Origin of the sequence: Modestobacter sp. VKM Ac-2978, assembly GCF_026968025.1 — a bacterium.
GTDB lineage: Bacteria > Actinomycetota > Actinomycetes > Mycobacteriales > Geodermatophilaceae > Modestobacter.
Map to the genome: position 1 here is coordinate 103,653 of NZ_JAPVBP010000011.1, position 14,365 is coordinate 118,017.

The following is a 14,365-nucleotide window of genomic DNA, read 5'->3' on the forward strand; positions in this document are numbered from 1 at the left end:
CGTGGACGACGCCCGCCTGACCCGGATCGAGGAGCGGCTCGCCGCGCTGGAACAGCAGCGGTCACAGGCACCCGGTCCCGTGCCACCGGACCGCGAGCGGTTCTGGCTGCTGCACGGGCTGGCCGCCGAGGCGGCCGAGCTGCCGGGTGGTGCGGTCGCCTACGGCGGGCAGGTGCGCCTGCCCGGCGGCGAGGAGTACGCCTGGCAGCGCACCCACGACGCCGAGGGGCTGCGCGCGGCCGGGCCAGACGACGACGAGACCCGCACCACCGCGCTGTCGGCCCTCGCCCACCCGGTCCGGCTGCGACTGCTCCGGGAGGTGCTGGGCGGGCACACCACGACCGCGGCGCTGGCCGCACTGCCGGGCCTGGGCACCACCGGGCAGCTGCACCACCACCTGCGCCAGCTCACCGCTGCCGGCTGGCTGCGCACGGCCGGCCGGGGCACGTACGCGGTCCCGGCCGAGCGGGTCGTGCCGCTGTACGTCGTGCTCGCGGCGGTGGCCCCGTGACCGGCGCGACCCTCCGGCGACTGGTGGCCCGCTCCCGTCCGCCGCTGCCCGCGCTCGGCGTGCTGCTGATCCTGGCGGACACGGTGGACCTGCTGACCTGGGGTGCGCTGGCCGGCATCGTCGTCCTGGTCGGGTTCGGCCTGCTCGACCGGGTGCGGCCCCCCGCCGCCCCGGTGCGCGTGGTCGACTCCCCGGTGCGCGGCCCGTGGCGGGCACTGAACTCCCCGGCCACGAAGGTCCCGTCGCACGGGGTCAACAGCCTCGGCCAGACCCACGCCATCGACCTGGTGCTGGACCCGCCCGACGGCAGCCGCCCGGAGTTCGGCTCCGGCGGGCACTGGCGCCGGCCCGCGGAGTACCCGGCGTTCGGGCAGCCGGTGCTCAGCCCGGTGGACGGCGTCGTGGTGCGCGTGCACCAGCGGCGGCGCGACCACCGGGCCCGCAGCGGCTGGCTGTCGATCCTCCACCTGCTGGTGGTCGAGGGCTTCGTCCGGCAGGTGGGCGGCGCCCGCTGGCTCGCCGGCAACCACGTCGTCGTTCGGGCCGACGACGGGGCGTTCGCCGCCCTCGTCCACCTGCGCCGCGGCTCGGTCCTGGTGGGGCGGGGCCAGCGGGTGGTCGCCGGGCAACAGTTGGCCGAGTGCGGCAACTCCGGGAACAGCAGCGAACCGCACCTGCACGTCCAGCTGTGCGACTCCCCGGGGCTGGGTGGTGCCGCCGGCGTCCCGATGGCCTTCCGCGCCGGTGCCGCCGACGGCGCCGACGGGCTGCCAGCCGACGGCGAGCTGCTCGGCGTGGCCGTCCGGTGACGCACGACGGCCCGCGGTGGGGATCCCCACCGCGGGCCGTCGTCGGGTGTCCTGCCGAGGGCTACCGGCCGGCGGTGTCCGCTCCACCGGTGGGGTCCTCGACGGCCTCGCCGCCCTCGACGACCACCGGCCGCAGCCGGGTCCAGGCGACGAAGACCAGGGCGAAGACCAGCATGCCGATGCCGGCCCACAGGTTGGCGTTCACGCCACCGGTCTTGGCGGCCTCCTCCGCGCCGTAGTCGACGATGCCCAGGACGATCAGGACGACGCCGTAGAGCCCGATCAGGGCCGCGATGACGACCCGGACGTCGTAGGCGCCCGCGGTGTGCCGGCCGCCGGTCGCCGGCGTCCCACCCGCGTCCTGCCCGTTGCTCGGAGTGCTCATGGGGTGCTCCTCTCGGGAACGCTGGTGACGGTCAGCGGAAGATCAGGTTCAGTGCGATGACGAGCACCAACGAGATGCCGGCGAGCTTCGTCGGCGACTGGTACCAGGGCAGCTTGTGCGCCTCGGGGTCGGTGCGCACCTCCTTGGGCGTCTCGGAGTAGACCAGTCCGGCCAGCTCGGAGACCGGCTTCGGCGCGGTCACCATGCTCACCGCGACGCTCACCACGATGTCCACCACGAACGCCGCACCGGCGGCCACGAAGCTGGCGCCCTGCCCCTCCAGCCCGATCACGCCGACCTCGCTCAGCGACCACACCAGCACCGCGGCGAGCGTGCCGGAGACCAGTCCGGCCCAGCCTGCGGTCGGGGTCATCCGCTTCCAGAACATGCCCAGGATGAAGGTGGCGAACAGCGGGGCGTTGAAGAAGCCGAAGAGCGTCTGCAGGTAGTCCATCAGGTTGTCGAAGCCCGCGGCGATGAGCGCGGTGAAGATGGCCGTCACCGTGGCCCCGACGGTCGCCAGCCGGCCGACCTTCAGGTAGTACTCGTCGGGGCGGTCCTTCTTCACGTACTGCTGCCACAGGTCGTAGCTGAAGACGGTGTTGAAGGCCGAGATGTTGGCCGCCATGCCCGCCATGAACGACGCCAGCAGGCCGGCGATCGCCACGCCCAGCAGGCCGTTGGGGAGCACGTCGCGGATCAGCAGCAGGATCGAGTCGTTGTAGGTGACCCCGGGGTCACCGCCGGCCTTCAGCTCCTGCACCTCGTTGACCAGGACCGCGGCGATCATGCCGGGGACGATCACGATGAACGGGATGAACATCTTCGGGAACGAGCCGATCATCGGGGTGCTCCGTGCGGCCGACATCGACTTGGTGGCCATCGCCCGCTGGACCTCGACGAAGTTCGTCGTCCAGTAGCCGAAGGAGAGCACGAAGCCCAGGCCGAAGACGATGCCGATGACCGACAGCACCGGGTTCTCGATGCTGGTCAGGTCGCTGGCCGGCCAGGAGCTGAGGTCGTTCTCGTTGCCGCCGTCGCGGATCGAGTCGATCAGCCCGCCGACGCCACCCACCCGGTTCAGACCGATCAGCGTCAGCGGCAGCAGCGCGGCCACGATGACGAAGAACTGCAGCACCTCGTTGTAGATGGCCGCCGACAGGCCGCCGAGGGTGATGTAGCTCAGCACGACCGCCGCGGCGACGATCAGCGAGATCCACTGCGGCCAGCCCAGCAGGGCGTTCACGATGGTGGCCAGCAGGTAGAGGTTGATTCCGGCGATGAGCACCTGGGCGAGCGCGAAGCTCAGCGCGTTCACCAGGTGGGCGCCGGTGCCGAAGCGGCGGCGCATGAACTCCGGGACGCTGCGCACCTTCGACCCGTAGTAGAAGGGCATCATCACCACGCCCAGGAAGAGCATGGCCGGCACGGCGCCGATCCAGAAGTAGTGGAACGTGGCCATGCCGAACTGGGCGCCGTTGGCCGACATGCCGATGATCTCGACGGCGCCGAGGTTGGCCGAGATGAACGCCAGACCGGTCACCCAGGCGGGCAGCGACCGGCCGGACAGGAAGAAGTCGAGGCTGTCGGACACCCGGCTGCGGGCGGCGAAGCCGATGAGCAGGACGACGGCGAAGTAGGCGGCGACGAGCGCGTAGTCGACGAGGTTCGCGTCGAGTCGCAGGCTCTCCTCCGCGGCGAGGACCACCGGGGTTCCCTCCAGGTTCGGTGAGATCGGGTCTCCGGCCACGGACGGCCGGGGACCTCTGCCTGCCTCACAGAGCGGGCACGGTGGTGCGGCGCGATGATCAGCCCGGCGAAGCTAACACCGGATCACCACTCCGGCACTTCGTTGGTCACCGCAACGGGTGACGGCTGTGACCGCCGCCATGCGGGCGCTCCACAGAGACGACGAGAGCCCCCGACCCGGGTGGGTCGGGGGCTCTGTCCGGTGTAGCCCCGAAGGGATTCGAACCCTCGCTACCGCCGTGAGAGGGCGGCGTCCTGGGCCGCTAGACGACGGGGCCAGGTGGTGCGGCGCTGATTCTGCCAGACGGCCGGGACCCGCTCGCGGGACCCCTCTCTCGTCGGCGCCGCGTCCGGGGCGCCGATGGAACGGAGCTGCCCGGAGGTGCACAGAGACGACAGAGCCCCCGACCCGGTGGGTCGGGGGCTCTGTCCGGTGTAGCCCCGAAGGGATTCGAACCCTCGCTACCGCCGTGAGAGGGCGGCGTCCTGGGCCGCTAGACGACGGGGCCAGGTGGTGCAGTGGTGCGGTCGTGCTGAGGACCTGTGCTCCTCGCTGGGGTACCAGGACTCGAACCTAGACTAACGGAACCAGAAACCGTCGGGCTGCCAATTACCCCATACCCCATTGGCCGTGCAGCACCTTGCGGCGCCGGGAAAGAACACTACCCGATCCCCCAGGAGCCAGCACGGGCACCCCCCTCGTGGGCGCGTCAGCCCGCCGGTGGCCGGCCCCAGCCGCTGGCGGACGGCGGCGCGGCCCAGGCACCCGGCGCCGCCGGGGGACCCCACGGCGGCTGGGCAGGTGGCGTGCCCCACGCCGGACGACCGGGGGCCGCCGGAGGGGCAGGCGCCGGCAGCTGCAGCGCGGGGCTGAGCAGCTCCGGCCGCAGCCGTCGGCTGGCGACGGCCACCCAGACGAGGAAGGCGACCATCCCGGACATCCCGAGCAGGGTGGTCACCCAGCTCAGGGCGCCGCCGGGGTCGGCGGTGGCCAGCTCCTCGCCCAGGGCGCCGGCCAGCACGAAGATCACCACGTTGTTGACCGCGTGCAGCGCGATGGCGGCCTCCAGCCCCCCGGTCAGCCAGACCACCCCCGACAGCACGAGGCCGATGACGAACCGGTAGAGGAACGACTCGGCGTCCGGCGGCAGGTGGGCGGCGGAGAACAGGGCGGCCGTCAGCACCGCCGCGACCACCGCGCCGGCCTGTGGTCGGCCCACCCAGCCGGCGATCGCCTGGGTCAGGTAGCCGCGGAAGACGTACTCCTCGGCCGCGCACTGCAACGGCGTCGTCAGCAGCACGACCAGGAGCAGCCAGCCGAAGGATGAGGTCGGCCCGGTGATCGACAGGTCGGTGGCCGCGACGGTCAGCAGCAGGCCGGCGGCGACCGCCAGCCCGAGGGTCGCCAGTGCCCGCCAGGTCCAGGGCAGCAGCATCCGCCAGCGCAGTCGGCCCAGCACCGAGGACGACCAGCCGATCCGCAGCCCGTGCGGTACCAGCCAGCACACCCACACGATCGGGATCGCCACGATCAGCGAGGCGTTGGTGAACAGCAGGACCCAGACGTCGGTGAGGTCCGTCATGGCGAGGTCGGGCACCACGCCGGTCAGGTAGACGACCAGCACCAGCACCACCGCTGCCACCCCGTAGAGGACGGTGAACAGCAGCAGGCCCAGCAGCGGCCGCCACCAGGCCCAGTCCCGCGTCCGCATCAGCAGCTCGTACCGCTGCGGGGTGTCGTGCGGCGGCGCCCCGGGTGGGGTCACCGGCCGGGGCGGTCGCGGAGGGCGCTGCGGGGGGCCGGCAGCCGGGTACAGGCCACCGGGAGGCGCCCACCCCGGCCCGGCCGGCCAGCCGGCGGGACCGCCCGGCGGCGGGCCGAGCGGGACCCGGGGCGGGGCGCCGTACCGGCCGGTCGGCGGCGGGCCGGCGTACGGCGGCTCACCCTGCCCCCAGGCGCTCCAGCCCCCGCCGGTCATCCGGTCGCGATCCCGCGGGCAGCGTCGAGCCGGGCCAGGGTGAGCTCGCGGCCCAGCAGCTCCATCGACTCGTACAGCGGTGGGGAGACCGTCCGGCCGCTGACCGCCACCCGGACCGGCCCGAAGGCCTGCCGCGGCTTGCGGCCCAGCCCCTCGACCAGGGCCTCCTTGAGCGCCGTCTCGATCGCCGGGGTCGTCCACTCCGGCAGCGCCTCCAGCGCCGCCGACGCGGCGTCCAGCACCTCACCGGCACCGGCGCCCAGCTGCTTGTCCGCGGCCGCCGGGTCGATCTCGACGTCCTCGGTGAACAGGAAGCCGAGCAGCCCGACCGCGTCGGACAGCACGATCATCCGCTCCTGGGCCAGCGGTGCGATGGCCTGGAGCGTGGCAGCCTGCTCGGCGGTGGGTGGATCGGCGACCAGCCCGGCGCCGGCCAGGTACGGGGCGACCCGGGAGATGAACTCGTCCACGGGCAGCGCCCGCAGGTGCGTGGCGTTGATCGCCTCGGCCTTCTTCAGGTCGAAGCGGGCCGCGTTGGCGTTGACGCTGTCGACGTCGAAGGCAGCAGCCATCTCCTCGGGCGAGAAGACGTCCCGGTCCTCGGCGATCGACCAGCCCAGCAGCGCCAGGTAGTTGACCAGGCCCTCGGGCAGGAAGCCACGATCGCGGTAGACGTCGAAGTTCGACTGCGGGTCCCGCTTGGACAGCTTCTTGTTCCCCTCCCCCATCACCAGGGGCAGGTGCCCGAAGCGAGGCGTCCCGCTGGCGACGCCGATGTCGGTGAGGGCCGCGTAGAGGGCGAGCTGGCGGGGGGTGGAGGACAGCAGGTCCTCCCCACGCAGGACATCGGTGATCCCCATCAGGGCGTCGTCGACCGGGTTCACCAGCGTGTACAGCGGGGTGCCGTTGCCCCGGACCAGCACGAAGTCGGGAACCGCAGCGGCGGCGAACCGGACCTCGCCGCGCACGTGGTCGTGCCAGGTCAGGTCGGCGTCGGGCATCCGCAGCCGGACGACGGCCTCCCGGCCCTCCGCGAGGAAGGCGGCCCGCTGCGCATCGGTCGTCGTCCGGTCGGCGTTGTCGTACCCGAGCTTGGGGTCCTGGCCGGCCGCGGCCCGCCGGGCGTTGACCTCCTCCGGCGTGGAGAACGACTCGTAGGCGTGCCCGGACTCGAGCAGCCGGGCGACGACGTCGCGGTAGACGTCGCTGCGCTCGGACTGCCGGTAGGGGCCGTGCGGACCGCCGATCTCGGGACCCTCGTCCCAGTTCAGCCCCAGCCACCGCAGGCAGTCCAGCAGGTGCCGCTCGGACTCCAGTGTGTTGCGGGCGGGGTCGGTGTCCTCGATCCGGACCACGAACTGACCACCGGTGTGCCGGGCGTAGGCCCAGTTGTAGAGCGCCGCCCGCATCACGCCGACGTGCACGGTGCCGGTCGGCGACGGGCAGAAGCGGGTGCGCACCGGGCCGGCCGGGGCGGTCATCGGACGCCGGCCGTGGAGGTCGGGTCGGCGCCGGCGACGGAGCTGGTCAGCGTGCCCAGGCCCTCGATCGTGCACTCCACCCGCTGCCCCGGCGCGATCGGGCCGACACCGGCCGGGGTGCCGGTCAGCACCACGTCACCGGGCAGCAGGGTCATCACCTGGGAGATGTGCGAGATCAGGGTCGGCACACCGAACAGCAGCTGGCTGGTCCGCCCGGACTGGCGCAGCTCGCCGTCCACGCTGCAGGTGATCTCCAGGTCCGCGGGGTCCTTGCCGAGGCCGGCCAGGTCGGTCTCGATCCACGGGCCCAGCGGGCAGAAGGAGTCGAAGCCCTTCGCCCGGGTCCACTGCCCGTCGTTGCGCTGCATGTCCCGCTCGGTCACGTCGTTGCCGATCGTGTAGCCGAAGACGCTGGACAGCGCCTGCTCCGGGCTCACCTGACGGGCGCCGCGCGCCCCGATGACGACGGCGAGCTCGACCTCGTGGTGCACGTTGGTGCTGCCGGCCGGGATGCGGATCGCGTCGCCCGGGCCGATCACCGTGGTGGAGGGCTTGAGGAAGACCAGCGGCTCCTTCGGGGCGTCCCCGGTCGCCATCTCCTGCACGTGGTCGGCGTAGTTCTTGCCGATGCCGACCACCTTGCTCGGGAGGATCGGCGAGAGCAGCCGGACGTCGGCCGCGGCGTACCGCTGACCGCTGAAGGAGATCTGACCGAACGGGTGGCCTTCGATCTGGGCGACCTGGCCGTCCCCGTCGAGGACCCCGAAGGACATGCCGGCTGGGTGGGCGAAGCGGACGATGCGCACGTCCTCAGGCTAGTCGGGGCCCCATGTCCGGCCACCGTGCGGCGCCCCCAGGTCGCTACCGTGAGCCATGGCCGCCCGGATCACCGCAGTCGCCGTCGACTCCACCGACCCTTCCGCGCTCGCCCAGTGGTGGGCAGAGGTGCTCGGCTACGAGGTGCAGGACACCGACGATGACGGCGTGGTGACGATCGGCCCACCGGGGCAGGAGCCCAAGGGCCCACAGCCCGTGCTGGACTTCGTCCCGGTGCCCGACCCGACACCGGGCAAGCGCCGGCTGCACCTGGACCTCAACGCCACCGACCGGTCGCAGGCCGAGGAACTGGACCGGCTGCTCGCCCTCGGCGCCACCCCGGTGGACGTCGGCCAGGGCCCGCTCACCGAGGAGATGACCTGGCACGTGCTGGCCGACCCGGAGGGCAACGAGTTCTGCCTGCTGGCCAGCACGGTGGCGCCGCTCAGGGGTTGACCGCTCAGGGGTTGAACTCGGCTTCCGGGGCCACCTCGACGTCCAGCAGCAGCGGGGCGTCGAGGTCCCGCAGCCGGGGCAGCACGTCGTCCAGCACCTCCAGCAGCTCCTCGTGGCTGCTGATCCGCCGGGCCGGGCAGCCCAGCGCGGTGGCCAGGGCGGAGAGCCGTACCTCCGGGAAGCTCGGCCACGGCGCCTTGCCGGCCCCCTGCCGCTCGACCAGCTTGTCCATGATCGCGTAGCCGCCGTTGGCGAAGACGACGAACAGGACGCCGACGCCGTAGCGGGCCGCCGTCCACAGCGACTGGACGGCGTACATCGACGAGCCGTCGCCGAGCACCGCGACCACCGGCCGGTCGGGGCGGGCCATCCGGACGCCGATGGCGGCCGGCATCCCGAAGCCGAGGCCGCCCATGGCCACGCCCAGGTACCCCAGTGGCTGCCGCGAGGGGACCATCTCCTCCAGCACCTGGCGGGTGGACGGCGACTCCTCCACCACCACGGTGTCCGGGTCCAGGCGCCGGGCGAGCTGGGCGTAGACGTGCGGCGCCCGCAGCGGCTCCCCGGGTGCCGGCGGCGGCACGGTGACCGGCGTCCGCGGTGGGCCGGGCGGCAGCCCGCGGTCGGTCACCCGCTCGGCGAGTGCGGTGCAGAAGACGCCCGGGTCGGTGAGCACGGCCAGGTCGGCGGGGCTCCGGTGCACCTCGGCCGGGTCCTGACTGACCTGCACGATCCGGGCGCCGGGATCGACGAAGGGCCCGGGCTGGTAGGGGTACTGCCGGAAGGCCGGGCCGCCGACCACCAGCACGAGGTCGTGGCCGGCCAGCACCCCGCGCAGCCGCTCCCGGCCGGCGGGCAGGAGCCCTTGGTACTGCGGGTGGTCCTGGGGGAAGCCGGCCCGGGCGCCGAAGGCCTCCTGGCGCACCGGGGCGGCCAGCCGTTCGGCCAGCTGCACCAGCGCGGCCCGGGTGACGGCGGTGTCCGCCCCGGCCCCGACCACCAGCGCCGGGGACCGCGCGCCGTCGAGCAGCTCGGCGACCTCGGCGACCGTCGCCTCGTCGACCCCGACCGGCCGCCGCACCACGGTCGCAGCGGCCAGTGGTCCGGCGTCGGACATCGGCTGCGCCCAGTCGTCCATCGGGACGACCACGATCGCCGGGCCGCGGCCGGTGACCGCCTCGTGGTGGGCCCGGGCGATCGCCCCCGGGACGTCCTGGGCCCGGACGGGTTGGTCGACCCAGACCGGGTAGTCGCCGGCCAGGCCGGCGAGCCGGCCGGCCAGGAAGGGCTCCAGGGCGAGGTGCCGCCGGTCCTGCTGGCCGACCACGACCACCAGGGGTGCCCGGTTGACCCGGGCGGTGGCCAGCGCGCCGACGGCGTTGCCCAGGCCCGCGGTGGTGTGCAGGTTGACCAGTGCGGGCCGGTCGTGGGCGATGGCCCAGCCGGTGGCGATGCCCACCACCGACCCCTCGTGCAGCGCGAGCACGAACTCGATGTCGTCGGGCAGCCCGGCGAGGAAGGGCACCTCGGTCGAGCCCGGGTTGGCGAACATCGTGGTCAGGCCCAGCCGGCGCAGCACGTCGAACGTGACGTCCCGGACCGTCGGCGTCACCGGGGTGCTGGTGGGGTCGGGCACGGTCAGTCGGTCGCGAGGAGCGCGTCGACGTCGGCGGTCTCCTCGGTGATCCCGTACTCGGCCATCAGCTCGGCGACCGTCTCCATCGACTCCACGTTGATCTCCTCCGGGAAGGACGGGAGGGCGATCTGCCCGGCGACCTCCGGGGAGATGCTGGTGTAGGTGGTGATGATCCGGCGCAGCTCGTCCGGGTTGTCCTGGGCGTACTGCAGCGACTCGTTCATCGCGGCCTGGAAGTCGTCGACCAGGTCGGGGTTCTCGGCGAGCATCTGCTCGGTGGTGAAGTAGGTCGCCACGGTGAGGTCCTCCACCGGCTCGGCGAAGTTGCGCACCACGGCCCGGGCGCCCTGGCCGGTGGCGACGGTGACGAACGGCTCGACCACCCAGGCGGCGTCCACGTTGCCGTTGGCCACCGCGGCCGGCATGTCCGGGAAGGGCAGCTCGACGAAGTTGACCGTCGAGGAGTCGCCGCCGGCGTCCTCGACCGCCTTGCGGATCGTGACCTCGCCGATGTTCTTGAAGTTGTTCACCGCCACGGTCTTGCCGGCCAGGTCGGCGGCGGTCTGCACCGGGCTGTCCGCGGGCACGACGACGGCGGAGAAGTCGGTCTCGGGGTCACCGGTGGAGGCGGTCCCGTTGGAGACGACCTGCAGCGGCAGCCCCTGCGTCTGGGCCAGCAGCAGCGAGGTCACGTTGCCGAAGGCGAAGTCGAAGTCCCCGGCGACCACACCGGGCACGGCGGCGGCGCCGCCGGACCCGGGCACCAGTTCCAGCTCGATGCCCCGCTCCTCGAAGAAGCCCTGCTCCTGTCCGAGGTAGATGGGGGCGACGTCGATGATCGGGATGATCCCGACGGCGACCTGGGCCAGCCCGCCCTCGGTGTCGGTGGCCGGCTCGTCGGACGAGCCGCCGCAGGCGGTGGCGGTGGTCAGCAACGCGAGAGCGGTGATCGGGGCGAGCAGGCGACGCATGGTGGCTCCTTTGCCGGGCGTGCGAGGTGGAGAGGGGGTGGAGCCTGGGCTAGTGACCGGGGTCCGCGGCCACGGTGGGCTCCCCGGCCCGGTGGCTGCCGGTGGCGACCTCGTCGCGCTGGTGCTGGTCGCCCTTGCGGTGCTTGGCCAGCTGGATCTGCTCGTAGACGTGGCCGCGCAGCTCGGCGAACCGCGGGGAGGAACGGGTCTCCAGCTGGTTGCGCTCGTCGGGCAGGTCGATGGCGAGGTCCTCCATGATCACGGTGGGCGAGGAGGACAGGACCAGCACCCGCTGCCCCAGGTAGACCGACTCGTCGATGTCGTGGGTGACGAAGAGGATGGTCACCCCCAGCTTGTGCCACAGCGACCGGATCAGGTCCTCCAGGTCGGCGCGGGTCTGGGCGTCGACGGCGGCGAACGGCTCGTCCATCAGCAGGACCTTGGGCTCGTACGCCACCGCCCGGGCGATCGCCACCCGCTGCTGCATGCCGCCGGACAGCTGCCACGGGTAGGCGCTGTGCACGTCGGCCAGGCCCACGGCCTCCAGCGCGTCGCGCACCAGCTCCCGCCGGCGGGCCTTGTCCAGCTTCTTCTGCTTCAGCGGCAGCTCGACGTTGCCCTCCACCGTCAGCCACGGGTACAGGCTGCGGCCGTACTCCTGGAAGACCACCGCCATCGCCTCCGGCGGCCCGTCGACCCGCGAGCCGGCGAGGGTGACCGTGCCGGCGGTGGGCTCCAGCAGCCCGGCGATGCACTTGAGCAGCGTCGTCTTCCCCGCACCCGAGGGGCCCACGATGCAGACCAGCTCACCGTCCCCGACGGAGAAGGTCAGGTCGCGGACGGCCTCGACGGTGCGGCCGGAGCCGGTGTAGGTCTTCTGCACGCCGGCGACGTCGAGCAGCGGCTGGGTCATCAGTTCTCTCCTCGCTGAGATCGGCGCAGGCCGTGGTACCAGCGCAGGGTGCGCCGTTCGAAGAGCTGGAAGAGCAGGGACAGGACGAACCCGAGCAGGCCGAGCAGCAGGATGCCGCTCCACATCTCGGGGATGGCGAAGCTGCGCTGGAACTGGATGACGCTGAAGCCCAGCCCGTTGGTGGAGGCGAACATCTCGCTGATGACCATGAGGATGATCGAGATCGACAGCGCCTGGCGCATGCCGGCGACGATCTGCGGGCTGGCGGCCGGCAGCACCAGGTGGCGGAGCCGGGCCAGGCCGGTGACGCCGTAGGACCGGGAGGTGTCGGACAGGACCTCGTCGACCGCGCGCACGCCCTCGACGGTGTTCAGCAGCACCGGCCAGACCGCGCCGGAGATGATCACGATCACCTTCGCGGTGTCCCCGATCCCGGCGAACAGGAACAGGATCGGGATCAGCGCCGGTGGCGGGATGGCGCGGAAGAACTCCAGCACCGGCTCGGTGACCCGGCGCAGCGTGCGGTTGGCGCCCAGCAGCACGCCCAGCCCGACCCCGAGGACGACCGCACCGGTGTAGCCGATCAGCAGCCGGGTGACGCTGGGCAGGACGTCGGCGCGCAGGCGCTCGGAGAACCAGACGTCACCGAAGGTCGTCAGGATCGTCTGCAGCGGCGGTGCGTAGTAGTTGGTGCTGTCCGCCGACCACACCCACCACAGCGTGACCAGGACGACGGGCAGGGTGAGCGCGTAGCCCACCGTCCTGCCCCAGCGCAGCACCGGGTTCATGTCAGCCCCCCACGTCCGCGCGCACCGACGAGTGCCACGCCAGCGTCCGGCGCTCCAGCACCCGTGCCGCCAGGTTGACCACCACGCCGAGCAACCCGGTGAAGATCACCAGGCCGTACACCAGCGGGACGGCGTTCGACGACTGGGCGAGCGCGATCTCCGCGCCCAGCCCGGTGCCGATGCCGACCAGGCCGGCCGTCACGGCCAGGATCAGCGCGACGGCCGCACCCAGCCGCACGCCGGTCATCACGTAGGGCAGCGCCGTCGGCCAGATCAGGTACCGGACCCGGGCCCAGCGGCCCAGGTGGTAGGACCGCGCCGTCTCCCGGGCCACCGGGTCGACGTCCTGTACCCCGTAGATGACCTGGATCAGGATCTGCCAGAACGAGGCGTAGACCACCAGCAGCAGCGTCGACTGCAGCCCCAGGCCCAGGAGCAGCACCGCCAGCGGGATCAGCGCCACCGACGGCACCGGCCGCAGGAACTCGATCGTCGAGGCGGTGAACCGGCGCAGCACCTCGACGCTGCCGATCAGCAGGCCCAGGCCGATGCCGGCCACCAGTGCGATCCCGAGCCCGATCCCCCACGCCTGGACCGTCTCCGCGGTCGCGGCCCAGAAGCGGTCGGTGCCGGCTGCCTCCACCAGCGCCCGGACCATCTCGCTGAACGGCGGGAAGTAGTCGGCCGACACGATGCCGGTGCGGGGCAGCAGCTCGAGCAGCGCGGCGAAGGCGACCAGCCCGAGCAGGCCGAGGACGGACGACGGGAGCTCGGGACGGCGCCGTCGGGCGGGCTCGGCGCCCGCGCGGGCGGGGCGCACCTCCGTCGTGCTCATGGCGCCGCCCGGGTGAGCAGGTGCATCAGGTGCCTGTCCTCCACGGTGAGGGCGGTGGTCGAACCTGTCAGCCGATGGGGTGGACGACCACGTCGGTTCCACTACGGTGTGCGGCATACGAACAAGCGTTCAGGTGGAGAACGTAGGTCGTGAGGCCAGTCACGTCAACGCCCGTGATGGAGCCGTGATCGGGCGCCGAGGCAGCCGCCCGGGAGGAGTTCGATGGACGCGACGGCACCCCCCGACGACGAGGGCGGCAGCGAGCGACCGGCCGCCTTCGTCCAGTCACTGGAGCGTGGTCTCGCCGTCATCCGGGCCTTCGACGCCGAGCACACCCAGCTGACCCTCAGCGAGGTCGCCCGGCAGACCGGCCTCACCCGCGCAGCGGCCCGCCGGTTCCTGCTCACCCTGGTCGAGCTCGGGTACGTCCGCTTCGACGGCCGGCTGTTCGCGCTGCGCCCGCGGGTGCTGGAGCTGGGCTACGCCTACCTCTCCGGGCTGTCCCTGCCCGAGGTCGCCCGCCCGCACATGGAGCAGCTGGCCGCCGACGTGCACGAGTCGTGCTCGCTGTCGGTGCTGGACGGCGAGGAGATCGTCTACGTCGCCCGGGTGCCGACCAAGCGGATCATGACCGTCGCCATCAACCTCGGCACCCGGTTCCCGGCGCACGCGACCTCCATGGGCCGGGTGCTGCTGGCGTCCCGGCCGGAGCCCGAGCGCGAGCGCTACCTGCAGACCGCGCAGCTGGCGGCGCTGACCCCGTTCACCGTCACCGACCCCGACCGGCTCCGCCGGGCCCTCGACGAGACCCTCGCCCAGGACTGGGCACTGGTCGACCAGGAGCTCGAGGAGGGGCTGCGGTCGATCGCCGTGCCCGTGCGGGACGGCGACGGCGCCGTGCTCGCCGCCATGAACATCTCCGCCTCCGCCCGGCACAGCACCCCCGAGGCGGTCCGCGACGAGCTGCTGCCCCCGCTCCGGGCGGCGGCCCGGGAGATCGAGCTGGACCTGCGCCGCAGCCCCGGCTGACCGGGCG

14 protein-coding genes and 3 tRNA genes are annotated in these 14,365 nt (G+C 72.8%); 4 read left to right on the forward strand and 13 right to left on the reverse strand.

The features are described from left to right. The first annotated feature begins 1 nt into the window (after position 1). Entirely contained in the window at positions 2-511 is a 510-nt protein-coding gene (locus O2W53_RS22620; RefSeq protein ID WP_269165310.1) for an ArsR/SmtB family transcription factor, read from the forward strand. After that, the gene (locus O2W53_RS22625) at positions 508-1,320 is read left to right on the forward strand and encodes a M23 family metallopeptidase (protein WP_269165311.1); all 813 of its coding nucleotides are present in this window, start codon (positions 508-510) and stop codon (positions 1,318-1,320) included. The genes O2W53_RS22620 and O2W53_RS22625 overlap by 4 nt, the downstream gene beginning before the upstream one ends. 61 nt (positions 1,321-1,381) lie before the next feature. Here O2W53_RS22625 and O2W53_RS22630 read toward each other — a convergent pair whose 3' ends face one another. The 8 genes from O2W53_RS22630 to O2W53_RS22665 form a co-directional block, all read right to left on the reverse strand. Further along, positions 1,382-1,705, reverse strand: coding sequence for a hypothetical protein (locus O2W53_RS22630; RefSeq protein WP_269165312.1), 324 nt, complete (start codon positions 1,703-1,705; stop codon positions 1,382-1,384). A gap of 31 nt (positions 1,706-1,736) precedes the next feature. After that, a complete protein-coding gene (locus tag O2W53_RS22635; RefSeq protein WP_269165313.1) occupies positions 1,737-3,455 on the reverse strand; it encodes a sodium:solute symporter family protein in 1,719 nt (572 codons plus the stop codon). Between the two features lie 204 nt (positions 3,456-3,659). After that, positions 3,660-3,732: transfer RNA gene (locus O2W53_RS22640), tRNA-Glu, on the reverse strand. A 158-nt stretch (positions 3,733-3,890) separates the two neighbouring features. Beyond that, positions 3,891-3,963: transfer RNA gene (locus tag O2W53_RS22645), tRNA-Glu, on the reverse strand. Positions 3,964-4,007: 44 nt separating this feature from the next. Next, a tRNA-Gln gene (locus O2W53_RS22650) sits at positions 4,008-4,079 on the reverse strand. An 85-nt stretch (positions 4,080-4,164) separates the two neighbouring features. After that, positions 4,165-5,220 carry a CPBP family intramembrane glutamic endopeptidase gene (locus O2W53_RS22655; RefSeq protein ID WP_269165314.1) on the reverse strand — a complete coding sequence of 352 codons (1,056 nt, stop codon included), beginning with the start codon at positions 5,218-5,220 and terminating at the stop codon, positions 4,165-4,167. 209 nt (positions 5,221-5,429) lie between these two features. Next, on the reverse strand, positions 5,430-6,914 hold the full coding sequence (gene gltX, locus O2W53_RS22660; RefSeq protein WP_269165315.1) for a glutamate--tRNA ligase: 1,485 nt from the start codon (positions 6,912-6,914) through the stop codon (positions 5,430-5,432). Continuing rightward, the gene (locus O2W53_RS22665) at positions 6,911-7,720 is read right to left on the reverse strand and encodes a fumarylacetoacetate hydrolase family protein (RefSeq protein WP_269165316.1); all 810 of its coding nucleotides are present in this window, start codon (positions 7,718-7,720) and stop codon (positions 6,911-6,913) included. Before O2W53_RS22665 ends, gltX begins: the two co-directional genes overlap by 4 nt. Before the next feature lie 67 nt (positions 7,721-7,787). On the opposite strand from O2W53_RS22665, the gene O2W53_RS22670 reads away from it, so the two are divergent. After that, on the forward strand, positions 7,788-8,186 hold the full coding sequence (locus O2W53_RS22670; protein WP_269165317.1) for a VOC family protein: 399 nt from the start codon (positions 7,788-7,790) through the stop codon (positions 8,184-8,186). Between the two features lie 4 nt (positions 8,187-8,190). Here O2W53_RS22670 and mdlC read toward each other — a convergent pair whose 3' ends face one another. The 5 genes from mdlC to O2W53_RS22695 are packed head-to-tail and all read right to left on the reverse strand — an operon-like array spanning position 8,191 to position 13,329. Further along, positions 8,191-9,822, reverse strand: a complete 1,632-nt coding sequence (gene mdlC, locus O2W53_RS22675) for a benzoylformate decarboxylase (protein WP_269165318.1) — start codon at positions 9,820-9,822, stop codon at positions 8,191-8,193. Positions 9,823-9,824: 2 nt separating this feature from the next. Next, on the reverse strand, positions 9,825-10,793 hold the full coding sequence (locus O2W53_RS22680; RefSeq protein ID WP_269165319.1) for an ABC transporter substrate-binding protein: 969 nt from the start codon (positions 10,791-10,793) through the stop codon (positions 9,825-9,827). Between the two features lie 49 nt (positions 10,794-10,842). Continuing rightward, complete coding sequence (locus tag O2W53_RS22685; RefSeq protein WP_269165320.1) at positions 10,843-11,706, reverse strand: ABC transporter ATP-binding protein; 864 nt, start codon at positions 11,704-11,706, stop codon at positions 10,843-10,845. Next, on the reverse strand, positions 11,706-12,494 hold the full coding sequence (locus O2W53_RS22690) for an ABC transporter permease (RefSeq protein WP_269165321.1): 789 nt from the start codon (positions 12,492-12,494) through the stop codon (positions 11,706-11,708). Before O2W53_RS22690 ends, O2W53_RS22685 begins: the two co-directional genes overlap by 1 nt. Position 12,495: 1 nt before the next feature. Next, complete coding sequence (locus O2W53_RS22695; RefSeq protein WP_269165322.1) at positions 12,496-13,329, reverse strand: ABC transporter permease; 834 nt, start codon at positions 13,327-13,329, stop codon at positions 12,496-12,498. A gap of 222 nt (positions 13,330-13,551) precedes the next feature. Here O2W53_RS22695 and O2W53_RS22700 point away from each other — a divergent pair, with 222 nt between their 5' ends. After that, positions 13,552-14,358: an IclR family transcriptional regulator domain-containing protein gene (locus O2W53_RS22700; protein ID WP_269165323.1), complete on the forward strand. Its 807-nt coding sequence runs from the start codon at positions 13,552-13,554 to the stop codon at positions 14,356-14,358. The last annotated feature ends 7 nt before the right edge of the window (positions 14,359-14,365 follow it).

Bases quoted from the DNA above. Each gene is read 5' to 3' on its own strand.
- O2W53_RS22630 (WP_269165312.1), bottom strand. From the start codon at position 1,705: ATGAGCACTCCGAGCAACGGGCAGGACGCGGGTGGGACGCCGGCGACC.
- gltX (WP_269165315.1), bottom strand. From the start codon at position 6,914: ATGACCGCCCCGGCCGGCCCGGTGCGCACCCGCTTCTGCCCGTCGCCG.
- O2W53_RS22670 (WP_269165317.1), top strand. From the start codon at position 7,788: ATGGCCGCCCGGATCACCGCAGTCGCCGTCGACTCCACCGACCCTTCC.
- O2W53_RS22680 (WP_269165319.1), bottom strand. From the start codon at position 10,793: ATGCGTCGCCTGCTCGCCCCGATCACCGCTCTCGCGTTGCTGACCACC.
- O2W53_RS22685 (WP_269165320.1), bottom strand. From the start codon at position 11,706: ATGACCCAGCCGCTGCTCGACGTCGCCGGCGTGCAGAAGACCTACACC.
- O2W53_RS22690 (WP_269165321.1), bottom strand. From the start codon at position 12,494: ATGAACCCGGTGCTGCGCTGGGGCAGGACGGTGGGCTACGCGCTCACC.
- O2W53_RS22695 (WP_269165322.1), bottom strand. From the start codon at position 13,329: ATGAGCACGACGGAGGTGCGCCCCGCCCGCGCGGGCGCCGAGCCCGCC.
- O2W53_RS22700 (WP_269165323.1), top strand. From the start codon at position 13,552: ATGGACGCGACGGCACCCCCCGACGACGAGGGCGGCAGCGAGCGACCG.